We start from the raw sequence: 22,412 nt of genomic DNA, 5'->3' as shown, positions 1-22,412 counted from the left end.
CCGTCTCCGGCCTATCCCGTCGCCGCCCAGCCGGCAAGGACGGCGGGGGCCTCCCCCCGCCGCCCGCACGCATCACCGGTTGCCGCGGCCGGGCCCGAACCGGCCGCCGAACCGTTCGGCCGCGGCGTCGAACTCGTCCTTGGAGATCGTGCCATCGCCATCGGCATCGACCCGGTCGAAGATCATCTGCGGGCCTGGGCGCGCGGCCATTTCCTCGGCATTCAGCATGCCGTCGCCATCGGCGTCGAGCATCTCGACCAGCGCTCGGGCGCGCTCGGCGCGGTCCTCGTCGCTCAGGCTCGGGTCTCCGAAGCCGCCATAGCCCATCGGACCGTCGCCCTGCATCCCGCCGAACATGCCGTAACCGCCGCCGCGTGGCCCCATGCCCTGGGCAGATCCCATACCCTGCCCCATACCGCGACCGTCGCCCATGCCATAGCCTTGCCCCATGGCGCAGCCGGACCCCATGCTCTGGCCGGACCGCATGCAGCCGCCATGGCCCATCATGTATCCCGGTGCCATTCCATAGCCCTGCCCCATGGCATGGCCACGGCCCATGCCGTAACCTTGGCCCATTCCGGCGCCGGGCCCCATCTGATAACCCTGTCCCATCGGCTGTCCGCCGCCCATGCCGTAGCCGCCCGCGCGGGGCTGCATGCCGCGACGGCCCTGGCCGTCGCGGGCCGGACCGAGGTTCTGCGCCTCCTCGGCCGATATCGCGCCGTCGCCATCGGTGTCGAGTTGCTGGAACCGCGCGGTCGAACGCGCGGTGAACTCCTCTAGGCTGATCGTGCCGCTGCCATCGGAGTCGAGCCGGTCGAACAGCGCATCGCTCCGGCTGCCCTGAGCCCCTTGGGCGCCCGCGGGCAGCGTCGCCGCAAGCATTGTCGCCACTGCCATCGCCAGCGCCGATCCGGTCATCAGACCCTTGCCATATGTCATCCTCTTTCTCCTTTCCTTGTCGACGTTCACCAGCCCCGGGGCGCCTCCCCGCAGCCATCTGAACATGGTACGCAGCGGCCGGGAACTTCCGTCGCCGCCCCTCGCGAAAGTCTTGCGACATCCCGCCGCAAGGACAGTGCGTCATCTTCTAAGGACCGGCGCGCTCCCTACCTTGGAAGATGCACGCAAGCCGGAGGCGTGCCCACATGACGGCGATGGACCACCACATGATCGAGAGGCGGCCAAGGCCCCTTGGTGCCGCGCTGCTGCGCGGCTGGTGCAAGCGATGCCCCAATTGCGGGGCGGGCCCGATGATGTCGGATTACCTGTCCGTGCGCGAGCATTGCCCGGTCTGTCGCGAAGATCTGAACCATCATCAATCGGATGACGGCCCGGCCTATCTGACGGTGCTGATCGTCGGGTTCGTGATGTCGCCGCTGCTGCTGTGGGTCGTGCTGCTTTTCGACCCCGACCCCCTGGTGCTGACCTCGTTCTTCTCCATTGGCTCCGTCGGGCTCGCACTGTACCTTCTGCCACGGTTGAAAGGGGTGATGGTAGCGCTGCAGTGGGCCAGGAGGATGCACGGATTCGGGAACGACCCATAGCCGACCCGCCGATCCGGAACGCCGCGACGGTCATCGTCCTGCGTGATGCGGCAAGCGCGCCGAAGGTCCTTATGGGCCAGCGGGGGGCGGCGGCCGCCTTCATGCCGAACAAGTTCGTCTTCCCGGGCGGCGCGGTGGATGCGGCGGACGCCACCGTGCCGCTGGCCGCGCCGCTCGCGTCCGGATGCGCCGCGCGGCTATGCGCCGACGCCGATCCGGCGCTGGCGACCGCCCTCGTCACCGCCGCCATCCGCGAATTGTGGGAAGAGACCGGGCTGATCCTCGGCCGGCCGGGCGCCTGGGACAGCCCGGCCCCGCAGGGCTGGCGCGGATTCTCCCGCACGGGCCACCTGCCCACGGCCGAAGGGCTGCACTTCATCTTCCGCGCGATCACGCCCCCGGGTCGCCCGCGCCGGTTCGACGCGCGGTTCTTCCTGGTCGAGGCCGAGGCGATCGCCGGCGACCTAGACGATTTCTCGGGCGCCGAGGACGAGCTCAGCCACCTGCAATGGATCCCGCTCGCCGCGGTGCGCGGCTTCGACCTCCCCTTCATCACCGAGGTCGTGCTGGCTGAGGTCGCGGGCCTCCTGCGCCAGGGGCTGCCGCCCGAAAGCGTGCCCTTCTTCGACAACCGCGGCCCGCGCTCCGAGTTCCAGCGACTGCGTTAGGGCGGGCGCCCGGCCGGGGTTGCACCACCCGGAACCACCCCGTCGCGACGCGCGCAGCCCGTAGCCTTCTTCTTGGCCCAAATACTCCGGGGGGTTCGGGGGGCGGAGCCCCCGGACGGTCGCCTCGCGCAGCGAGGCGAAACCCTCGCAACGGCCCCGCGCGGCCCCCGGCCTCGGCGACGGCCGGCCCGGAAACGGCGGAGGATGTCGCATTTCCGGCTGCGGCCCCACCCGCACCGGACTAACAAGACCCTGTCATGCCTGTCCTGATCTCGCTTGCCGCCCTGTTCCTTTCGGTCGCCCTGCTGCAACTCGCCTCGGGCGGCGTCGGTCCCCTCGACGCACTTTCGGGCCTTTGGCTCGGCTTCTCCACGGCCCAGGTCGGGCTGCTGGGCTCGGCCCACTATGTCGGCTTCTTCATCGGCTGCTGGTGGGCCCCGCGGCTGATGGGTTCGGTCGGCCATACCCGCGCCTTCGCCGCCTTCACGGCGCTCGGCGCGATGGGGCTGATCGCCCACATGATGGTGGTCGAGCCACTGGCCTGGGCGGCGATGCGGGTCGCGATCGGACTGTGTGTCGCGGGCGCGCACACCGTCATCGAGGCCTGGCTCAACGCGCGGCTCACCAACGTGACCCGCGGCCGCACCATGGGCAGTTACCGGATCGTCGACATGGGGGCCTCGCTGGCCGCGCAACTTCTGATCGCGGTGCTGCCCCCGGCGGCCTATGTCTCCTACAACCTGCTCGCGCTGATCTGCATTGCCGCATTGCTGCCTCTGACGCTCTCCACGCTGCCCCAGCCGGAAACGCCCGCCGCGCCGCGTCTGCGGCCGGGCCTCGCCTACCGCCTGTCGCCGCTTGCCACGATGGGCGTGGTGGTCGCGGGGCTGACGGCGGCCGCCTTCCGCATGGTGGGGCCGGTCTACGGGCAGGAGGTGGGGCTTGGCGCCGACCAGATCGGGCTTTTCCTCGCGGCTTTCGTGGGCGGCGGCGCGCTCGCGCAATACCCGGTGGGATGGCTTGCCGACAAGATCGACCGTCGCGCCGTCCTGATCGGCCTGTCGCTTGCCGCGATCGCGGCCTGCGGCGTGACCGTCGCGCTCAGCGACGCGGGATCCGCCGCCGTGTTCCTCGCCGCGGCCCTGTTCGGCGCGGCGAGCTTCCCGGTCTATTCCGTCGCCGCGGCGCATGCCCATGACTGGGCCGACAGCCAGGACCGGGTGGAGCTGTCGGCCGCGCTGATGTTCTTCTTCGCGCTGGGCGCCATCGCCTCGCCGCTGGCCGCTTCCGGCGTGATCGAACGGTTCGGGCCGCCGGCGCTGTTCTGGATGATCGCGGCGGGGCACGGCGCGCTGTTGCTGTTCGGGCTCGCCCGGATGCGCATCCGCCCCAGCCGCAGGCGGCGCACCCGCTATGTCTGGGCGCCGCGCACCTCGTTCACCATCGGCCGGCTGACCAAGCCAAGCCGCGAGGGGGACGGCGACGACAGCCGCTAGCCTTCGTATCTGCGCTGCGCTAAAGGGAGCGTCAACCAAGGCAGGAAGGCAAGACCCCGGATGCAACGCACCCTCATCACCTCGGCGATTCCCTATATCAACGGGATCAAGCACCTGGGCAATCTCGTCGGCAGCCAGCTGCCGGCCGACCTCTATGCCCGCTACTGCCGGGCCCGCGGACACGAGGTGATGTTCCTTTGCGCCACCGACGAGCACGGCACGCCCGCTGAACTGGCCGCCGCCAAAACGGGAGAGCCGGTCGCAGCGTATTGCGCGCGGATGCACGAGGTTCAGGCGGAACTGGCGCGGGGTTTCCGGCTTTCCTTCGACCATTTCGGCCGGTCGTCGAGCCCGCAGAACCACAGGCTGACCCAGTATTTCGCCGGACGGCTGGCCGAGAACGGCTATATCGAGGAACGGACCGAACGGCAGGTCTATTCCAAGGCGGACAAGCGCTTCCTGCCCGACCGCTACATCGAGGGCACCTGCCCGAACTGCGGCTACGACAGGGCGCGTGGCGACCAGTGCGAGAACTGCACCAAGCAGCTCGACCCGACCGACCTGATCGAGCCGCGCTCGGCGATCTCGGGCTCCACCGATCTGGAGGTGCGCGAGACCAAGCATCTCTACCTGCGGCAGTCGGCTCTGAAACACGGTCTCGAAGCCTGGATCGACAGCAAGACCGATTGGCCGGTCCTGACCACCTCGATCGCAAAAAAATGGCTGCATGACGGCGACGGGCTGCAGGACCGCGGCATCACGCGCGACCTCGACTGGGGCATCCCGGTCAAGCGCGGCGAAGACGACTGGCCGGGGATGGAAGGCAAGGTCTTCTACGTGTGGTTCGACGCCCCCATCGAGTATATCGCGGCGGCCGCGGAATGGGCCGAGGCCAACGGGCGGGCCGAGACCGACTGGCGGCGCTGGTGGCGCACGGACGAAGGGGCCGAAGACGTGCGCTACGTGCAATTCATGGGCAAGGACAACGTGCCCTTCCACACCCTGTCCTTCCCCGCCACGATCATGGGCTCGGGCGATCCGTGGAAGCTCGTGGACTACATCAAGTCGTTCAACTACCTCAATTACGACGGCGGCCAGTTCTCGACCTCCCAGGGCCGCGGGGTGTTCATGGACCAGGCGCTGGAGATCCTGCCAAGCGATTACTGGCGCTGGTGGCTGCTGAGCCACGCGCCCGAGAACTCGGACAGTGAGTTCACCTGGGAGAACTTCCAGGCCAGTGTGAACAAGGACCTCGCGGATGTTCTGGGAAATTTCGTGTCTCGCGTAACCAAGTTCTGCAGATCCAAGTTCGGCGAGGCGGTGCCGGCGGGCGGGGACTACGGCGACCGCGAGAACGAGTTGATCGACGACCTCTACATCCGGCTGCGGGCCTACCAGGATCACATGGAGGCGATCGAGATCCGCAAGGCAGCGGCGGAGCTGCGTGCGATCTGGGTGGCGGGGAACGAATACCTGCAGGCGGCCGCGCCTTGGTCGGAATACAAAACGGACCCGGACGCCGCGGCCGCGACCATCCGGTTCTCGCTCAACCTGATCCGGTTCTACGCCGCCCTCTCCGCCCCCTTCATCCCGGATGCGAGCGCGGCGATGCTCGCGGCGCTGAAGACCGGGGACTCCGGCTGGCCCGGCGAGGACCTGCCGGCGGAGATGGCGCGGCTGGCCCCCGGTCACGGGTTCGACACGCCGGAAATGCTGTTTCGCAAAATCACGGACGACGAGCGCGAGGGTTGGCAGGCGCGGTTTTCCGGCCAGCGCGGCTGACCCGGGAGCGCTCCCGCCCCCGGCCCGCGCGGCTGAGCCGCTTGTCCGGGGTTGGGCGTGGCGCCCGGCGCAGCCGGGCGCGCCTCCGGCGGGAGTATTGGGGCCAAGCAGACGCGCCGGTCGGTGCCTGGGCCTTCGAGTGCGCGCCTCAGGCCGGCTGGCGCACCACGTAGACCGAGCAGTCGGAATGGCGCACGACCCGCGCGGCGTTGGGGCCGAGCAGGTAGTCGCGCAGCTCGGGCTTGTGCGAACCGATCACGATCAGGTCGCTGCCCGCCTCCTGCGCGGCGTGGAGGATTTCTTCATAAGCCTTGCCGGTGGCCACGATGTGGCGGATCCGGGCGTTGGCCGCGTCGCCGATGACGTCGACCACGAAGTCGTTGAGAATGCCGCGCGCTTTGGCCACCGCCTTGTCGTGGAAATCCTGATCGAAAAACTGGCCCACCACGCTCATCCCGAAATCGGGGACCACGGTGATCACGTCGAGTTGGGCGCCGTCGAGACGGGCGAGCTCGTGGGCCACGCGCAGGACCTCGCGGTCCACCTCGGGCTGGCTGACATCGATGGCGCAGAGAATCGACGAACTCATGCCGGAACCTCCTGCCGCTGGCTGCGGGCATATTGCAGGTAGCCGACGCCGGCCAGAAGCAGCAGCGCCGGGATGTACATCAACTCCTGCGGCGGCTGGGGCTGCCGCGCCCGGACCTGCGAGATCACCACCGGATCGTCGCCGTAGAAGTCGAAGCTCTGCAACTGCTCGGAGAAGGGCGTGCCGAACATCGGCTCATCGAGCCGCACCTCTCCGGCCTCCTCCATCGGCATCAGGCCGGTCGCGTCCAGCCGTGCCTGTGCGCCCTCTTCCCCGCCGACCTCGATGACCAGCGACATGTCCTTCGGTTCTAGCGTGTCGAAATCGGGCCCGGAAACCACCACCCGGATGCGGTCGCCCGGCTCGGCCTCGGCCAGCGCCTGTTCGAACTGCGCGGGCGGCACCTCGGCGAACGGCGGCACGAGCCGGTCCATAAGGTAGTCCGGCCGGAACAGCAGGAAGGCGATGAAGATCAGCGCCACGCTTTCGTAGATGCGGTTGCGGGTCAGGAACCACCCCATCGTGCCGGCGGTGAAGACCAGGATCGCGACCGTCGAGACCATGAAGACGATGATGCCCTGGAGCCAGGTCACGTCGATCAGCAACAGATCTGTGTTGAAGATGAAGACGAAGGGCAACGCCACGGTCCTGAGCGAATAGAAGAAAGCGGTGAAGCCGGTGCGGATCGCGTCGCCGCCCGAGACGGCCGCAGCAGCGAAACTGGCCAGCCCCACCGGGGGCGTCACATCCGCCATGATTCCGAAATAGAACACGAAGAGGTGCACCGCGATCAGCGGCACGATCAGCCCCGATTGCGCGCCGAGTTCCACGACGACACCGGCCATCAGCGAGCTGACCACGATGTAGTTGGCCGTGGTCGGCAGGCCCATCCCGAGGATCAGCGACAGGATACCCACGAATACCAGCATCAGGATCAGGTTGCCGCCCGAGACGAATTCCACGAGGTCGGCCATCACCTGCCCGATGCCGGTCAGCGTCACGGTGCCGACGATCACCCCGGCGGTCGCGGTCGCCAGGCCGATGCCGATCATGTTGCGGGCCCCCGCGATCAGGCCCGCGACAAGGTCCACCACCCCGGCCCGCGCCGCCTGCCCGATTTCGCGGCCGCCGCGGAACAGCGCCTTGAGCGGGCGTTGCGTGACCAGGATGGCGAACAACAGCGCGGTCGCCCAGAACGCCGAGAGGCCGGGCGATTTCTGCTCGATCATCAGGAAGTAGACCAGCACGATGATCGGCAGCAGGAAATAGAGCCCCGACTTGTAGATCTCGCCGACCACCGGCAGGCGCACGTCCTCGGCATTGGGGTCGTCGGGTTCCAGATCCGCCACGGTAGCGGCCAGCGCGAGGAGCGCGATGTAGGCGACGAAGACGAGGCCCGCGAGAATCCAGCCGGCCCCCTCGGGCACCAGCGCCACGACCCAGGCAACGGGATATTGCACGAGGTAGCAGAGCGCCGCGAAGCCCGCAAAGAAGGCGAACATGCCGCCCACCGTACGGCCCAACGACACCACGCGGTCACCGAGCGTCGGCATGTTCCGCTTCACCGCCTCCAGATGCACGATATAGACCAGCGCGATGTAGGAGATCATCGCGGGCAGGAAGGCGTGGGTAATCACCTCGACATAGGAAATGCCGACATACTCGACCATCAGGAAGGCCGCGGCGCCCATCACCGGCGGCATGATCTGGCCGTTGACCGAGGACGCCACCTCGACCGACCCCGCCTGTTCCGAGGTGAAGCCCACGCGCTTCATCAGCGGGATCGTGAAGGTGCCGGTGGTCACCACGTTGGCGATGGAGGAGCCCGAGATCAGGCCGGTGGCGGCCGAGCCGACGACCGCCGCCTTGGCCGGGCCGCCGCGCAGGTGGCCGAGCGCCCCGAAAGCCATCTTGATGAAGTAGTTTCCCGCGCCGGCCTTTTCCAGCAGCGCACCGAAGAGGACGAACAGGAACACGAACTTGGTGGAGACGCCCAGCGCGATGCCGAACACGCCTTCGGAGGTGATCCACATGTGGCTCATGGCCTTCTGCAGGCTCGCGCCCTTCCAGCGGATCACCTCTGGCACCCAGGCGCCCGAGCCGAAGAAGACGTAGATCAGGAAGATCGTCGCGATGATCGCCATCGCGGGGCCGAGCGCGCGGCGTGCGGCTTCGAACAGAAGGATCAGGCCCGCCAGCGCGAACCACTTGTCGGTATCGTCGGCCAGCCCGCCGGATTGCACGATCTTTTCGTAGAAGAAGAAGCCGTACATCGCGATGAAGGCGCCGGCGACGGCGAAGAACCAGTCCTGAACGGGGATGTGTCGCCTGGGGCTCGACCGGAAAGCGGGATAGGCGCAGAACGCCAGGAAGATCGCGAAGGCCAGGTGGATCTGGCGTGAATTGTTGATGATGTCGCCCGGAAGCACGTAATTGGCGACGGGCGAGGCCAGCAGCACCTGGAACACCGACCAGACCACCGCGACGACGGCCAGGAACAGGCCCACCGCGCCGGCGGGGTTGCGGGCGCCCGAATCCGAGGCGGCCACCAGTTCCTGCAGTTCCTCTTCGGACAGGGCGCCGCCCCGCTCGCTGCGCTCGGACATCGGTCTTCTCCCGGCTGGGGCGCGCGGGGCGCGCGGCCTTGTCGTTCACCCGGCGCCGTTGCCGCGCCTTGGTCGGACGGGGCGCAGGCACGCCCCGCCCGGTATCATGCGCGCAGGGGCCTACTCGATCCAGCCCTTTTCGCGGTAGTACTTGGCCGCGCCGTCATGCAGCGGCGCCGACAAGCCGTCGGCGATCATCTCTTCGGGCTTGAGATTGGCGAAGGCCGGGTGCAGCCCCTTGAAATCCTCGAAGTTCTCGAAGACCGCGCTGACCACGGTGTAGACCGCATCGTCGGACACATCGGCCGAGGTGACGAAGGTCGCGCCAACGCCGAAGGTGGTGGTGTCCTCGTCATTACCGCGATACATGCCGCCGGGGATGGTGGCCTTGCGGTAGTAGGAATTCTCCTCGATCAGCTCGTCGATGACCGGGCCAGCCACTTCCACCAGCACGGAATCGCACGAAGTCGTCGCCTCCTGGATCGAGCCCGAGGGGTGGCCGACCGTGTAGATCATCGCGTCGATCTGATTGTCGCAGAGCGCGGCGGACTGTTCGGCGGCCTTCAGTTCGGTGGCCAGTTCGAAATCGTCGGTCGTCCAGCCCTTAGCCTCCATTACGACCTCCATGGTGCCGCGCTGGCCCGAGCCGGGGTTGCCGATGTTCACCCGCTTGCCCTTCAGGTCGTCGAAGGTCTCGATGCCGGCATCGGCGCGGGCCACCACGGTGAAGGGCTCGGGGTGGACCGAGAATACCGCGCGCAGCCCCTCGAAGGCGCCCTGCTCCTCGAACCGCGAGGAGCCGTTATAGGCGTGATACTGCCAGTCGGACTGGGCAACGCCGAATTCCAGCTCGCCCGCACGGATGGTGTTGAGGTTGTAGACCGAGCCGCCGGTGGATTCGACCGAACAGCGGATGCCGTGATCCTTGCGGCCCTTGTTCACCAGCCGGCAGATCGCGCCGCCCGTCGGGTAGTAGACGCCGGTTACGCCGCCGGTGCCGATGGTGATGAACTCCTGCGCCGCGACGGGCGCGGCGACGGCCGTCAGCGCGGTGGCGGCGACGGTCAGTTTCAGCTTTGCAAACATGTGGTTGCTCCTCTGTTGGGTTGGGTCGTCGTTACGGGGTCAATCACGCGCTCCAGAATTCCTCCAGGCCGTGATTGCGCGCCTCCACCTCCTCGATCCGGGCCTTGGCGTCGGGGCCCGCCCGGGCCGCCAGCATACCCATGATGCTTTCGGCAAACACGAGGCTCGCGGCGTAGGAGGAGAAGAACTGCGGACTGTCCGACGGCAGGATGAAGCCGGCATCGACCCATTTCAGCGCCGGACAGGCATGGGTGTCGGTGATGACCACCACGTAGGCGCCACGCTCGCGCCCCATCTCGGCGGCCAGGATCGCGCGGCGCGCGAAGGGCGGCTTGGTCAGCACGACCAGCGCATCCCGCTCTGTCAAGTCGGTCATCGCGGTGGCCAGGGACGCGCCCATGCGGCCCGCGAGCCGCCAGTTCGCGGCGAAGTAATTGCCCATGTAGGCCATGTACTCGACGATGCCGGTCGACCCTAGCGCACCCAGCAGCACCACGTTCTCGGCCCGGTGCAGCCGGTCGACCACCGCCTCCAGCCGGGAGGGATCGATCAGACGGGTCATCGCCTCGATGTTGGCCGCGCAAGCACTGGCGTGACGGGTGAGAAACGGGGGCTGCGTGCCGGATTCGGCCTCGGCCTGCAGACGGCGTACCCGTTCGGAAAAGCTGACATAGCGCCGACCGACCGCGTTGCGGCTGAGCTCGCGCATTTCCTCGTAGCTGTCGAAGCCCAGCGCCCGGGCCAGCCGCGAGAAGGTGGCCGGCGCCAACCCGGACGAGGACGAAATCGACCGCAAAGACCGCGTCGCGACGTCCACGGGATGCGCGGCCACGTAGTCGGCAGCGTCGCGCAGCTTGGCGCTGAGCGCGCCGTATTCCGCCGCGATCTTGTCCTCGATGGAGGGCGTGTCCGGCATGTGTCTCCCTGTCGAACCTTGTGACAGATTCGTTGAAACGGAGCGTTTCATCCGTTTTAGCCGTTGTCAATTCCTGAAACGTCTGTTTCAATTTGGGCTAGAGTTTCGCAGGCGCGAGTCGCGCCGGAAGGTTGTCCCATGTCCCATGTCTTTGCCCGCAACTGCCGCGCCACGCCGCCCTTGGTGGACCGGGGCGAGGGCGTCTATCTCATTGACAGGGAAGGGAAACGCTATTTCGACGGCTCGGGGGGCGCGGCCGTGTCCTGCCTCGGCCATTCCGACCCGGACGTCGCCCGCGCGATCCGCGACCAGCTCGAAAAGGTGGCGTTCGCCCATACCGGCTTCTTCACCTCGGAACCGGCCGAGACACTGGCCGACACGCTGATCGCAAACGCCCCCGCCGGGCTCGACCGGGTCTATCTCGTCTCGGGCGGGTCCGAGGCGATGGAGGCGGCGCTGAAACTCGCCCGGCAGTATTTCATCGAGACCGGGCAGCCCGCCCGTCACCGGGTGATCGCCCGGCGGCAGAGCTATCACGGCAACACGCTGGGCGCGCTGGCCACCGGCGGCAACATGTGGCGCCGCGCGCCCTTCGCGCCCCTGATGATCGAGACCACCCACATCTCGCCCTGCTACGCCTATCGCGGGCAGGAGCCAGGCGAATCCGAATGGGACTACGGCCAGCGCGTGGCGAACGAATTGGAGGCCGAGATCGAGCGACTCGGCCCGGAAACGGTGATGGCCTTCGTCGCCGAACCGGTGGTGGGCGCGACGGCGGGCGCGGTGCCGCCGGTCGAGGGGTATTTCCGCAAAGTCCGCGAGATCTGCGACCGTTACGGGGTGTTGTTGATCCTCGACGAGGTGATGTGCGGCATGGGCCGGACCGGCACGCTTTTCGCCTGCGAGCAGGACGGCGTGGTGCCCGACATCACTGCGATCGCCAAGGGCCTGGGCGCCGGCTACCAGCCGATCGGTGCAATGCTGTGCACCGCCACGATCCATGACGCGATCGCAGCCGGTTCGGGCTTCTTCCAGCACGGGCACACTTATATGGGCCATCCCGTCGCGGCCGCCGCCGCGCTGACGGTGCTGCGAAAGCTGACCGATGGTGGGCTGGCCGCACGCGCCCAAACCATGGGCGAGAGGTTGCAGGCGGCGCTGGAGGCGGCCTTCGGCCAGCACCCCCATGTCGGCGACATCCGCGGGCGTGGCCTGTTCCGTGCGCTCGAACTGGTCGAGGACCGCGAGACCAAGCGCCCCTTTGCCCCCGAGCGGGGGCTGCACAAGGCGCTCAAGGCCGCGGCTCTGGAAGCCGGGCTTATCTGCTACCCTATGGGCGGCACGATCGACGGACGGCAAGGCGATCATGTCCTGCTCGCGCCCCCCTTCATCCTCGAGGACGCCCATATCGACGAGATCGTCGACAAGCTCGGCACCGCCCTCGCCCAGGTCGTCTGAGCGCGCGGGGCCGTTATGGCCCCCCCCCGGCAGGATATGTCAGGGGACTGCAGGGCCTGCAAGAGGTGGTGCGGGTGACGGGACTCGAACCCGTAAGCCATTGACGGCGCAAGATTTTAAGTCTCGTGCGTTTACCAGTTTCGCCACACCCGCATGTCTGTTCGGCACAGCGCGTCACAGTATATGGCACACCATGGGCCGAGGTGCTTGCGTGAATTGCCAGCGCATACCGCCATATTCGTCGCACCTCCTCAAGCCGTCGGCCCCGGGCTTGGGCTGTCGGCATGGAACAGGTGACCGGCGACGCAAGGGCCGGTTCCTTTGGCGATCGCGCACCCCCGACGCCACCGCGCGGTCCTCTCTCGGTCTTGGAGGGTGACGGGTTCGGATCGCGGCCGGTATGGCAGGCGAGGCGACGTCGGTGGAAGAAGGTACTTTGCGTAACTCCTGAATCGGACGGGAACCGGATCGCACAGACGTGCCCGGCCGCCGCCCCTGCCCGCTGCTAGCCCAGCCGGCCGATGTCGCCCCCGTCGACGATGATGGCGAGGTTCCAGAACTTCCGGAGTTCGGCCTCGACGGCCGCCGCGCCCGCGCCGTCCGGCACCCGTTCGACCCGGAACCCGAAACGTTCGAAGCCCGAATGGTCGAGACGGCTCAGGATGATGGGGATCACCCGGCGCTCGATCACGGCCGAGGCCAGATGCAGCGCCGCCCGGGCCGGGTCGTCGAGCGGCGCCGTGATGCGGATGCCGATGCGCGACAGCGTCTCGTCCTCCTGCCGCCAAAGCGCCGCAGAGACCGGCACGGCGGGGGCGGGGGCGGGGGCGGGGGCAAGCATCGCGCCGCGCGGTCGGGGCGCGGCATCGCCGCGGATCACCGCGTCGAGCTCCACCGGGCGGGCCGGGGTGATCCGGCCGACGATCGCGCTCCATACCCGGTCCATCAGTTCTCCTCCCCCACTTCGGCGATCAGGCGCGCGGCCTCGGCCGCGCCCGGCGCGGGCAGGTCCGCCCCGGCCAGCGAGGCCCGCAGGCGGCACGCCCCCCCGCCCTCCAGGCACTCCGTCAAAACCGACGAGAGCCGCAACAGATCGCCGGCCTCGATCATCTCGGCCAAGCCGCGGCTCGCCAGCGCCTCTGCCCGCCGGGTCTGATCGTCGAGATAGGGCGCGCTTTGCGGGATAAGGATCGCCGGGATCGCGTGATAAAGCACCTCGTGCACCGAATTATAGCCCGCGGCCGAGGTCACGAGGTCGGCCGCGAGGCAGAGCGACAGCGCCTCGTAAGTCTGCACGACGCGGGTGTTCGGCCACGCATGCAACGCCGGATCGACCAGTGCTCCAGGCCAGACCACGACGAGATGCAGCGTGTCTGTCCGCCCCGCCAAAAGCCCGGAGATCGCCTGCAACTGGGCGCTGCGGTCGGAAGCGACGCCGCCGCCCAGCATCGACACCACCAGACGTTCGAAGGGCTGCCCGAGATGAGCCGCCACACGCGCCCGCAGCGCCGCGCATTCCTCTTCGGTTTGCTCTCGCTGGCGCAGGATCGGCCCCACGTTACGGACCCGCGGCGTCTGGCTGTAGACGTCGTTGAGTTCCGGGAAAGCTTCCGAGGGCACGATGACCCGTTCGAAGATGCGCTCTCGGTCGAGCGCCTCCTTGCTGGCGTCGCCCTCCGGCCATAGCCCCCGCCTGATCCATATCGCGCGGGTGCCGCGCTCCAGAACGGTGCGGAAGATCGAGTCGAACACGTAGCCGCCGTCGAAGACCAGCCTGTCGGCCCTCCCAAGCAGACGCCCCAGCCGCAGGTAGGTCAGCACGTCATTGGCATAGGGCTGCGGGTGATCGCCGCTTTTCTGCACCAGGGGCAGGCAATCGAAACCGCGATCGCGGATCATCGGCACGCAGGAGGGGAACGCGGCGAAGACCGGGCGCTCGGAGGTCTCCGTCGCGTCGGCGATCACCGAGCAACGCTGGGCATGGCCAAGCCCCACGCCGTTCGTCGGCATGAACACGGTGCGCCCGCGCGCGCGCGCAGCCCTGCCCCGCGCCGGGGCCGCCGATCCGGAGGCAAGCCCGGCGGCTGCCTCCAGACGGGCGATGTCGGCCCCGGCGATCCAGGGCGACGCCGCGAGTTGCGCGCCGATTGGGCCAAGGTTCACAAGGACGGTGTCGGTCAGATAGGCTTCCAGCGCCGCCGGGTCGACCGGTCCACGCAGCGCCGGGGCCCCCAGCGCAAGGAACGCGCCGTCCTCCGTGCAATCGACCACCACACCGCCCGCGCCCAGCAGGCAGACGGACAGCGCGGCCATGCGCTCGCCCGGAACGCCCTGGCCGTAAACCGCGAAGACATCGGTGCGGGCGGCCAGCGTGACCGGCGACAGATCGGTGAAGGTCACGACCGGCAGGTCGTGGTGGCGCGAGGCCTTAACGCGCTCTTTCTGCTTGGCATTCGCGATGATCCGAAGCCTGACCCCGGCGCGATGGGACATCGCGGCGAAGCATCCCAGCACATCGCCCTTGTCGAGCGCCTTTGCGCCGAGCGCCACGGTCAGGACCGGAACCGCCCCCAGCGGCCGCGGGCGCGGCGCAAGCTCGGCCACCAGCGGCGTCGCCGCGCGGGCGACCAGCGGGCGCGGCTGGCTCTCGGACAGGTCGAACATCCGCGGCTCACGCCCCAACGCATAGGCGATCCGCGCGCGCGCGCCGAGATAGCCCTGGTGATCCTCGAACCGGCCGATGGCGACGACGGGCACAGCATCGGCGAGCGCGCGGTTGCGCAGCGCGGCGAGCGCCGCCTCCTCGATGTCCTCCGCGCCAAGCAGGAACAGCGCCTCGACCGACAGATCCTCGGAATCGACGAGGAAGGGGGCGGCCTCGTAGGTGCGCCCCCGGTCGAGCGCGCCAGGCAGGCCGGCGGCATCGAGCGCCACGCAATGCCCGCGGGCGGCCAGTTGGGCCGCGAAGGTAAGCTGCGCGTCCAGGCCGCGCAGATCGCGGCGGCCCGCTTCGACGAGGATCATGCCGCCTCCCGCGCAGCGTCCCCACCCGCGGCAAGCACGGCCGCGAACCGCGCTTCGAACGCCCCGGCTGAAAACGCATCCAGCGCCGCCTGCCCGGCGCGCGCCTGGGCCGCATAGGCCGGCGCGCTCGCGACGAGGCGGGCGATCGCCGCATCCACTTCCGCCGGCGCGCAGGCGAGGACGCCCTTGCCGAACGGCGCGGCGGTCTCGGGATCGGTCAGAACGACCTTGCCCGCTGCCAGCGCCTCGGCGATCACGCGCCCGAAGCTTTCGCGCCAGGTGGGAGCCGTGAAATACACCAGAAAATCGATCATTCCGAAATACGTCCCAACGTCGAGCGCACCGAAGGGCAGCATCTGCCAATGCGGCCGCGCCAGCCCCGAGGCGATCAGCATATCCGCCCCGAGCAGCACGTTGGCCTCGGCATGGGACGGAAAGCAATGGTCGAGCGCCTCAAGCGGGGGGAATTTCTCGAACCCCGGGCGGGAATGACGGCCGCGACGGTCGCGCGGCGCCGCCGTCGGGGCGACCCGCGGCATGTCGCATATGTTGAACCAGTCGTCCGCCAGCACATCCCACGCCCCGAGCGGCCGGCTGGCCGCCAGCCAGTCGGTCGCGGTCGCACGGTTGTGGCCGGACACCGGCGCGATGGATTTTCTCACCGCAAGCGAGGCGCGGTCGATCACCGAAAGACAGCCGCCGACGTCGAAACCTTCGGCCCCGCCCGGCCGCAGAAAGTTCTCGTGCGCGACCACGATCAGGTGCCGCGCCACGATCCGGGCGCCCAGGTGCGACTGGTGCTTCAGGAAGGCCGGGTTGTGCAGGATGACGATGTCTGCCGCGATCTCGCCCGCGTCCCAGGTCAACGGCAGACCAAGGTCGTCAAGCGCGGCCCGCAGGCTGGGGGCGACGTGCCGGCCGGGGCCGAACATCGCCGAGGCGCGCGCATGGACCGTGACGCACGCGTGGCGCGCGGCGACGCGCAATTCCGCCGCGACCGCCGCCGAGGTGCCCCCGGCAAAGCGCGGGTCGATGACGTAGGCGACACGGGGCAGCGCGGCGCGATCGGGCGGGCGAAGGTCCGGCACGGGGCTCAGTAGGTTCCCGGCGCCGCGCCGGCGCTCCGGCCGACGACGGCAGCGGCCTGGCCCGGCGCGGTTGGCGACACGTAGTCGACCCGCAGCCGGCCATTGCTGGCGTCGGAGACGAACTGCCTCAATTCCCTGCCGAGTTCGTCGTCGCCTGCCATGACCTGGGGGTTTTCCAGCAGGTAGTCCAGAAGCCCCGCGGTGTCGTTGCGCGTGAGCAGGCTGTCGATGGTCCGCAACTGCTGCAGCGTCGGCTCGGCGCCGGCGCCGAGCCCGCCCATGACCAGCATCAGCCCGGTAACGATGGCGACCAGTCTCCTATCGGGCATGCGCATCCTCCCGCGAAAGGCCGCCGCCCGAAACGGTATGCAGGATGCGCGTCATTGGCTGCCCGCCGCCCTGAGTTTCTGAACGACCTGCTGCCGGAGGCGCGCGGCGATCTGCTCTCGTGTCGGACCCGCGGCGCGGCGGGCCGTGGGCGTGGCGCGCACCGCCCCTGTCCCGTCGCCCGCGACCCAAAGCTCCAGCCGTCCCGGCGGCGGCCGCCGGTTCGCACCGCTGAAGTCGCGCGCGATTCCATCGACTCGGTCGGCCAGCGCGGCCGCGGCCTCGGCATCGGAGCGAAAATAGTAGCGCACATTCGTCCGCGCGACATCGAAGCCGACCCGCGCCGGCTCACGCATGTCGAAGCCCGCAGCGCTCAGGTTTCCGGCGATCCTTGATACGGTGTCCTCAGGCACCGTGCTGGGAACGTAAAGCTGAACCGTCGCCGGTGGCACCGGCGGCGGCAGGCGCTCTGGCGGGACGGCGGCGGCACCGGCCAGCGGGTGGTCGGACCCCAGGCGGCCGTCCGGGACGACGGGACGCACGGCAGCGAAAGGCGGCGCCTCGGGACCCGGCAGCGCAATGGCAAGGCGCTCGCCCGCGGCAGGCGCCATTGGCGGCGATACCGGCGCGAGCGCCGGCCGGTCGAGGCGCGCCGGCCGGACAAGCCCCATCGGGGTCGCCACGCCGGGGACGACCGGCGCGCGCGCCACGTCGGGTCGAGCGATCGCCGCGAGGGGGGCGACCCTGATGCCGCGGGCCGACGCCTCTGCCGGGACCGCGGGCGGCATGATCGCGGCGACCGGCGCGGGACGCACGGCGCGCGGCGCAAGGTGGGCGGAAGCGCCGTCGCCGGTAAAGAGCACCGCAGGGCGGTCCCCGGCCGGGGACCGCACGGGCGGAGCCTCCGAAGGAACAGGCCGGGCCGTGACGCCGACGAATGCCGGCACGGGCGCCAGTTCCGGCCGCAGCGCGGCAGCATGGCGCGGCGACCTCGTCCCGGCCCGCGCGCGCGCCTCCGGCCCCGGCTCCGGCGGCATGGCAACAGGGCGCGCGGCGGCCGTTGCGCGGGCCGGCGGCGCGGCCAGGGCCGCGATGAGCGTCGGTTCGGCAGGCGCCGCCATGGGGGCAACTGGCCGTTCCGAGGCGGTCGTCACGCGGGGCGCGACCGGGCGCGGCGCCGCGGGACCGGCGCCCCATTCCTCGGCCGGCGCGCCCTTGGTCGAGAGCGCCACCACGAGTTCCGGCCGCGAGTCGGCCATGGGCAATTCCCCAAGGCTCGCCGACATGTCCGCAGGTGCCATGGCCTTGAACCTCACGCCCCCGAAATCCGCGTCGGCGGCCGGCGCCTGAGCCGTGCCCGGCACCTGCGGCATCTCGGGCGCATGCTCAACGGCGAGGGGGCGCTCGCCGGGGCCCGGCCGCGCCGGTGCGGCCCGCGGGATCGAGGCGTACGGGGCGCCGGGCGGTGCCGCGTCTGGCGACGGAGTGCCAAGCCCGGCGATCTCGAACGCTCCCACACCCTGCGCTGCGCCGGTGGCGGGCCGCATGTCACGGACCGGATGGACGGGTGCAGGGGCCGGCAGGGCACCGCTTGCTGGCGCACGCCCGGCGGGCGACGGCGCATGGCCGGTCTCGGGCACCGGCCCGGACGAACCGCTTCGCGGCTCCGGCAGGCCGGCCAGATCCGGCGGCGCGGAAGTGCCGAGGCCCGCGAGGAGCGCCGGAAGCTGCATCGCGCCCACACCCACCGTAATCCCCAGAGCGAACGCGGCGGCGACAAGCTGCTTGCGGCCGCGCCCCTGCTCGGGGCTTGGGACGGCCGCCGCCGATTCACGCCGCGCCCGGGCCAGCGCCGTCTCCAGCCGGGGCGGCGTCGGGTCGGCAGACGGACCCGCACTCGCGGCGGGAGCCGGCCCATCGGGAAGAGATTTCGGAAGGGACGCCCGGCACGGCCCGGCCGGGCGGGCGTCTTGCGGCTGTTCACCGGTCTGCGGTTGGGCATCGCGCGCACGCCCCTCGGGCGGGCGCGGTCGCGGGCTGCCTTGCGGCACGCGACCAGCCGTCAGCGGACCAAGGGCTGGGCCATGCTCCTCGCGGCCGACCGTCCGGGTCCCGGCTCCGGGCTGATCATGCCGTTCAGTATCGAAAGCGGTACCGACCGTCCCCGTGCGTGCCCCGGTCGCCCGGTCGCCCGGCAGGTGCCGTTTACGGGACTCCTTGTCGGCGAGCGCCTGGCGACGCCGGGCACGCGCTTCCTCGAGGCGTTTCTCCCACGCCTCGGAGTTCAGCAGTTCCATCACCCTTGCTTGGTCGTCTCCGGGTTGCGCCGGCGCCGACGGCGATGCCCCTGCATCCGTCCTGTTGGCCATTTCCCCACCCCCCAAAAAGTGGGACTCAAACGATCACCTCAAAAAAACTGTCGTGCCGAAAGGCCCGGCACGGCCCCGGGAAATTGAGCCCAACCTCTCCCCCTGCAACCTTACAGAACCGGCGGCAGCGGAACAACGCCACAAATCCGCCATAATTCGGCGCGCGGCTTTACCGCGGACGCCGGCCAAGCACTGACAGAAGGCGGCCATGCCTCGGACGCCGCTCGTCTTTCCCGGCGGGCCGCATGTCGGTCCGCCCGGCCGAGCACGTTGCCGACGCCGGACGACCAGGCCCCGCGGGCGCGGCGCTTCAACTCTCGTAACGCGTCCGGCCGCGGCGATTCGCGTCGATCGGCAGGTTCATGTGCAAGGGCTGATGGGCGCGATGGCCGCACGCCTGGCGCGGGCACAGCCGGCAGGCGATGCCGATGCGCGCCACGGCGCCACCGTCCCGGTCCAGGTTGACCTCGCGCGCATAGCCCAGCTTGTGCGCGTCGCCCCGCTCGCAGCCCAGCGCGACGACAAGCCGGCTGGCCTGCTGGTGGCGGCTGAAGACCGGCCGCGGCGTGGTCCGGCTAAGCGTGAAGAACTGCGCGCCGTCCGGCATCTCGACCAGTTGCGGCAGGATCACATCGGGCGCGGAGAACGCGTCGTGGATATTCCAGACCGGGCAGGAGCCGCCCTTCTCGGCCAGCGCGAAGGGCGTCGCATTGACCCGCTTTGTGACGTTGCCGGCCTTGTCGATCCGCAGGAGGAAGAACCCGATGCCGCGCGCCCCGTCGCGCTGTAGCGTGGTGAGGCGGTGCCCCACCTGTTCGAAGCTGGTGCCGAAGGCTGCGCCCAGCCGGTCGAGATCGTAGGCGGTCTGCTCCGCCAGGTCCAGGAACGGCTCGTAGGGCATCAGGAGCGCTGCCGCGAAGTAGTTGGCAAGCTCCACCCGGCAGCGCGCCCGCGCGGCCTCGCTCTCGATGCCGCTGTCGTCGGTCAGGCGGTCGAGAACCTGGGGAAGCTCCACCAGCGCCAGCACATGGGCCAGCTGGAACATGCGGTTCGGGTGATCCAGCGCCTCCGACAACAGCACCTGGCCCGCCTTCGCGTCGAACAGGCGCAGGCTGTCAGGCATTTCGTCCAGCCCCACCTGGCGGACGTCGATCTGGCATTTCATCCGCAGGTAACGCTTGAGCAGCGCATACATGTCGTCGGGCGCGCCGACCAGTTGGTGACGGATGTCCTCGGCCGCGGCTTCGAGCGCGTCGAAATAGTTTGAATTGTCACGGAAGAAGTCGTGAATCGCCGTCTCCGGCGACGTGACGAGGAGATCCTCGGCCGAGCCGGCGCCGCCGAGACGGGCCAGGTTCTCCATCGCGCTGCGGTGGCTGCGGTAGAGGTGCAGGAACAGGTCGGCAAGCCTGGGGGCATGGTCCACCGCTCCGCGCAGTTCGGGCAAGTCGGGCCGGTCCCTGGCGAAGGCCGGGTCGGCGACCGCCGAACGCAATTCGGCCAGGCGCGCGGCATCGCGGTCGCTCAGCAATTCGCGCATGTCGACGCCATACGCCTCGCTCAGCGCCATGAGCACCGGGACGGACAGCGCGCGCTGGTTGTTCTCCAGCAGGTTGACATAGGCGGGGCTTATGTTGAGCCGCCGCGCCATCTCCGCCTGGGTGTGGCCATGGTCCCGGCGCAACTGCCGGAGTTGGGAACCGATCAGAGCCTTGCGCATGCCTTTACAGATTTACAAAACTGCCGACATGTCAATTCCGACTTTAGCATGCAAACCCGTTTACCGGTGGATTTTCAAGGGCCGGGCGTAGTTCACCTATCGGAAACCGGGCGGTGGTGGAGGTGCGCCCCCACCGAGAGGACCGTTCGGCGGGAATTGAGAAAAGGGAGGTCTCACATGCTCAAGACATTCACGCGCCGGTCCGCGATGGCGACGATGGCGGCAGCCACGCTGGCGCTCGGCGCTCCGGCGCTGGCCGAAGGCTGGAAGCCCAACAAGCCGGTCGAGATGGTCATAATGGCCGGCCAGGGCGGCGGCGCCGACCGCCTGGCGCGCCTGTTCCAGTCGATCATCCAGAAGAACAACTTCTCGCCGATGCCGATCCTGCCAGTGAACAAGGGCGGCGGGTCCGGCGCCGAGGCGTTGCGCTATCTCAAGGACAAGGAAGGCGACGCCACCACGATCATGGCGACGCTGAACAGCTATTACACCACGCCGCTGCGCACCGATATCGGCGTCGACATAGAGGAATTCACGCCCATAGCCCGGATGGCGAACGACAACTTCATCCTCTGGGTCAACGCCGACAGCGACATCCAGAACCTCGACGACTACGTCGCCGCGGTGAAGGACGCCGGCGGCACGTGGAAGATGGGCGGCACCGGCTCGGGCCAGGAGGACAGCCTGGTGACCGCGATGCTGGAGGACGAATTCGGCCTCGAATACACCTACGTGCCCTTCGACGGCGGCGGCACCGTGGCCAAGAACCTGATCGGCAACCACATCGACTCCACGGTGAACAACCCCGCCGAGCAGATGGGCTTCTACAAGGCGGGCAAGTCGCGCCCCATAGCCACCTTCTCGGAAGAGCGGCTGGAGGCGTTCCCCGACGTGCCGACCATGCGTGAACTCGGCCACGACCTGACCTACACGATGCAGCGCAGCTTCGTGGGCCCCGCGGACATGCCGCAGGAGGCCGTGGACTTCTACACCGAGATGTTCCGCCAGGTCTCCGAGACCGAGGAATGGCAGACATACGCCGCCGACGAGGCGCTGGACGCCCAGCTTCTGACCGGCGACGATCTGCAGGAGTTCCTGCTGCAGGGCCGCGAGACGCACCGGAAGATCCTCGACAGCATGGGCGAACTCGGCTCCTGAGCCTGCCCTGACCTGTTGCCGCCGGGCGGGCTTTCGGGCTCGCCCGGCGATCCGTGTTCCGTCTAACGCTATGGAGCCTCCATGCTGGCCGCCGACCGCATCATCGCCTTGGCCCTGATGGGCCTTTCGCTTTACTTCATGTGGCACGCCACCGTTCTGCCGATCGGGTGGGTCAAGGGATCGGGTCCGGGCGGCGGATCGTTCCCGTTCTGGCTCTCGGCGATCATGCTGACCGCCGCGGCGCTGATCCTGGTGCGGAGCTTCATCAGCCATCCCCACGAGGGCGCAAGGTTCTTCCCCGACCCAGACGCGATCCCGCAAGTGGCCGGCGTCGCGGGCCTGCTGATCGCGACCATCGCGCTGATCCCACTCGTTGGGTCCTATGTTGCGCTGGTAGCCTTCATGGTGGTCTATCTTCGGGTCTTCGGACACCACGGCTGGAAACTGATCGCGCCGCTGGCGCTGGCGATGCCGGTGTTCCTGTTCTTCTTCTTCGAGGTGACGCTGAAGATCCTGCTGCCCAAGGGGATCACGGAGCCGCTCTTCATCCCGCTCTACGCACGCTTCATGTAAGGAGG

General features: G+C 69.1%; 18 protein-coding genes and 1 tRNA gene. 7 read left to right on the top strand and 12 right to left on the bottom strand.

Annotated features, from left to right (window positions below):
* Positions 1-72 precede the first annotated feature (72 nt).
* Positions 73-942, bottom strand: a complete 870-nt coding sequence (locus BUR28_RS18245) for an EF-hand domain-containing protein (RefSeq protein ID WP_074221416.1) — start codon at positions 940-942, stop codon at positions 73-75.
* 206 nt (positions 943-1,148) lie between these two features.
* On the opposite strand from BUR28_RS18245, the gene BUR28_RS18240 reads away from it, so the two are divergent.
* From BUR28_RS18240 to metG, 4 genes are all read left to right on the top strand, one after another.
* Entirely contained in the window at positions 1,149-1,547 is a 399-nt protein-coding gene (locus tag BUR28_RS18240) for a DUF983 domain-containing protein (RefSeq protein ID WP_074221415.1), read from the top strand.
* Positions 1,508-2,215 (top strand): NUDIX hydrolase, encoded by a 708-nt coding sequence (locus BUR28_RS18235; protein ID WP_371441607.1) that lies wholly within the window; start codon positions 1,508-1,510, stop codon positions 2,213-2,215. The genes BUR28_RS18240 and BUR28_RS18235 overlap by 40 nt, the downstream gene beginning before the upstream one ends.
* Before the next feature lie 257 nt (positions 2,216-2,472).
* Positions 2,473-3,711 (top strand): MFS transporter, encoded by a 1,239-nt coding sequence (locus tag BUR28_RS18230; protein WP_074221414.1) that lies wholly within the window; start codon positions 2,473-2,475, stop codon positions 3,709-3,711.
* A 60-nt stretch (positions 3,712-3,771) separates the two neighbouring features.
* On the top strand, positions 3,772-5,493 hold the full coding sequence (gene metG / locus BUR28_RS18225; RefSeq protein ID WP_074221413.1) for a methionine--tRNA ligase: 1,722 nt from the start codon (positions 3,772-3,774) through the stop codon (positions 5,491-5,493).
* Positions 5,494-5,641: 148 nt separating this feature from the next.
* Here metG and BUR28_RS18220 read toward each other — a convergent pair whose 3' ends face one another.
* The 4 genes from BUR28_RS18220 to BUR28_RS18205 form a co-directional block, all read right to left on the bottom strand.
* Positions 5,642-6,082 (bottom strand): universal stress protein, encoded by a 441-nt coding sequence (locus BUR28_RS18220; protein ID WP_074221412.1) that lies wholly within the window; start codon positions 6,080-6,082, stop codon positions 5,642-5,644.
* Entirely contained in the window at positions 6,079-8,688 is a 2,610-nt protein-coding gene (locus tag BUR28_RS18215; RefSeq protein WP_074221411.1) for a TRAP transporter permease, read from the bottom strand. The genes BUR28_RS18220 and BUR28_RS18215 overlap by 4 nt, the downstream gene beginning before the upstream one ends.
* Positions 8,689-8,808: 120 nt before the next feature.
* Complete coding sequence (locus BUR28_RS18210) at positions 8,809-9,774, bottom strand: TAXI family TRAP transporter solute-binding subunit (RefSeq protein ID WP_074221410.1); 966 nt, start codon at positions 9,772-9,774, stop codon at positions 8,809-8,811.
* A gap of 43 nt (positions 9,775-9,817) precedes the next feature.
* On the bottom strand, positions 9,818-10,690 hold the full coding sequence (locus BUR28_RS18205; protein WP_074221409.1) for a MurR/RpiR family transcriptional regulator: 873 nt from the start codon (positions 10,688-10,690) through the stop codon (positions 9,818-9,820).
* Between the two features lie 138 nt (positions 10,691-10,828).
* On the opposite strand from BUR28_RS18205, the gene BUR28_RS18200 reads away from it, so the two are divergent.
* The gene (locus BUR28_RS18200; RefSeq protein ID WP_074221408.1) at positions 10,829-12,148 is read left to right on the top strand and encodes an aspartate aminotransferase family protein; all 1,320 of its coding nucleotides are present in this window, start codon (positions 10,829-10,831) and stop codon (positions 12,146-12,148) included.
* A gap of 66 nt (positions 12,149-12,214) precedes the next feature.
* Here BUR28_RS18200 and BUR28_RS18195 read toward each other — a convergent pair.
* The 7 genes from BUR28_RS18195 to BUR28_RS18165 all read right to left on the bottom strand — a co-directional run bounded on the left by BUR28_RS18195 (position 12,215) and on the right by BUR28_RS18165 (position 20,676).
* Positions 12,215-12,301: transfer RNA gene (locus BUR28_RS18195), tRNA-Leu, on the bottom strand.
* A 352-nt stretch (positions 12,302-12,653) separates the two neighbouring features.
* Positions 12,654-13,094: a hypothetical protein gene (locus BUR28_RS18190; protein ID WP_074221407.1), complete on the bottom strand. Its 441-nt coding sequence runs from the start codon at positions 13,092-13,094 to the stop codon at positions 12,654-12,656.
* Positions 13,094-15,172 (bottom strand): glycosyltransferase, encoded by a 2,079-nt coding sequence (locus BUR28_RS18185; RefSeq protein ID WP_074221406.1) that lies wholly within the window; start codon positions 15,170-15,172, stop codon positions 13,094-13,096. The genes BUR28_RS18190 and BUR28_RS18185 overlap by 1 nt, the downstream gene beginning before the upstream one ends.
* The gene (locus tag BUR28_RS18180; RefSeq protein ID WP_074221405.1) at positions 15,169-16,260 is read right to left on the bottom strand and encodes a glycosyltransferase family protein; all 1,092 of its coding nucleotides are present in this window, start codon (positions 16,258-16,260) and stop codon (positions 15,169-15,171) included. Before BUR28_RS18180 ends, BUR28_RS18185 begins: the two co-directional genes overlap by 4 nt.
* Before the next feature lie 5 nt (positions 16,261-16,265).
* Complete coding sequence (locus BUR28_RS18175; RefSeq protein ID WP_074221404.1) at positions 16,266-16,589, bottom strand: hypothetical protein; 324 nt, start codon at positions 16,587-16,589, stop codon at positions 16,266-16,268.
* 51 nt (positions 16,590-16,640) lie between these two features.
* A complete protein-coding gene (locus tag BUR28_RS18170) occupies positions 16,641-18,884 on the bottom strand; it encodes a hypothetical protein (RefSeq protein WP_139307616.1) in 2,244 nt (747 codons plus the stop codon).
* A 382-nt stretch (positions 18,885-19,266) separates the two neighbouring features.
* A complete protein-coding gene (locus tag BUR28_RS18165; RefSeq protein WP_074221402.1) occupies positions 19,267-20,676 on the bottom strand; it encodes a helix-turn-helix domain-containing protein in 1,410 nt (469 codons plus the stop codon).
* 177 nt (positions 20,677-20,853) lie between these two features.
* On the opposite strand from BUR28_RS18165, the gene BUR28_RS18160 reads away from it, so the two are divergent.
* Both BUR28_RS18160 and BUR28_RS18155 read left to right on the top strand, forming a co-directional pair.
* Positions 20,854-21,834 (top strand): Bug family tripartite tricarboxylate transporter substrate binding protein, encoded by a 981-nt coding sequence (locus tag BUR28_RS18160; protein WP_074221401.1) that lies wholly within the window; start codon positions 20,854-20,856, stop codon positions 21,832-21,834.
* An 81-nt stretch (positions 21,835-21,915) separates the two neighbouring features.
* Positions 21,916-22,407, top strand: a complete 492-nt coding sequence (locus BUR28_RS18155) for a tripartite tricarboxylate transporter TctB family protein (protein ID WP_074221400.1) — start codon at positions 21,916-21,918, stop codon at positions 22,405-22,407.
* The last annotated feature ends 5 nt before the right edge of the window (positions 22,408-22,412 follow it).

It is taken from the genome of Rhodovulum sp. ES.010 (genome assembly GCF_900142935.1).
Lineage (GTDB): Bacteria > Pseudomonadota > Alphaproteobacteria > Rhodobacterales > Rhodobacteraceae > Rhodovulum.
The sequence above is the reverse complement of the archived record's forward strand: the minus strand, read 5'-3'. Positions and strand labels throughout refer to the sequence as shown.

Excerpts from the sequence above, each read along its gene's own strand:
- BUR28_RS18245 (WP_074221416.1), bottom strand. The coding sequence starts at position 942 with ATGACATATGGCAAGGGTCTGATGACCGGATCGGCGCTGGCGATGGCA.
- BUR28_RS18240 (WP_074221415.1), top strand. The coding sequence starts at position 1,149 with ATGACGGCGATGGACCACCACATGATCGAGAGGCGGCCAAGGCCCCTT.
- BUR28_RS18230 (WP_074221414.1), top strand. The coding sequence starts at position 2,473 with ATGCCTGTCCTGATCTCGCTTGCCGCCCTGTTCCTTTCGGTCGCCCTG.
- metG (WP_074221413.1), top strand. The coding sequence starts at position 3,772 with ATGCAACGCACCCTCATCACCTCGGCGATTCCCTATATCAACGGGATC.
- BUR28_RS18220 (WP_074221412.1), bottom strand. The coding sequence starts at position 6,082 with ATGAGTTCGTCGATTCTCTGCGCCATCGATGTCAGCCAGCCCGAGGTG.
- BUR28_RS18215 (WP_074221411.1), bottom strand. The coding sequence starts at position 8,688 with ATGTCCGAGCGCAGCGAGCGGGGCGGCGCCCTGTCCGAAGAGGAACTG.
- BUR28_RS18210 (WP_074221410.1), bottom strand. The coding sequence starts at position 9,774 with ATGTTTGCAAAGCTGAAACTGACCGTCGCCGCCACCGCGCTGACGGCC.
- BUR28_RS18205 (WP_074221409.1), bottom strand. The coding sequence starts at position 10,690 with ATGCCGGACACGCCCTCCATCGAGGACAAGATCGCGGCGGAATACGGC.
- BUR28_RS18200 (WP_074221408.1), top strand. The coding sequence starts at position 10,829 with ATGTCCCATGTCTTTGCCCGCAACTGCCGCGCCACGCCGCCCTTGGTG.
- BUR28_RS18190 (WP_074221407.1), bottom strand. The coding sequence starts at position 13,094 with ATGGACCGGGTATGGAGCGCGATCGTCGGCCGGATCACCCCGGCCCGC.
- BUR28_RS18185 (WP_074221406.1), bottom strand. The coding sequence starts at position 15,172 with ATGATCCTCGTCGAAGCGGGCCGCCGCGATCTGCGCGGCCTGGACGCG.
- BUR28_RS18175 (WP_074221404.1), bottom strand. The coding sequence starts at position 16,589 with ATGCCCGATAGGAGACTGGTCGCCATCGTTACCGGGCTGATGCTGGTC.
- BUR28_RS18170 (WP_139307616.1), bottom strand. The coding sequence starts at position 18,884 with ATGGAACTGCTGAACTCCGAGGCGTGGGAGAAACGCCTCGAGGAAGCG.
- BUR28_RS18165 (WP_074221402.1), bottom strand. The coding sequence starts at position 20,676 with ATGCGCAAGGCTCTGATCGGTTCCCAACTCCGGCAGTTGCGCCGGGAC.
- BUR28_RS18160 (WP_074221401.1), top strand. The coding sequence starts at position 20,854 with ATGCTCAAGACATTCACGCGCCGGTCCGCGATGGCGACGATGGCGGCA.
- BUR28_RS18155 (WP_074221400.1), top strand. The coding sequence starts at position 21,916 with ATGCTGGCCGCCGACCGCATCATCGCCTTGGCCCTGATGGGCCTTTCG.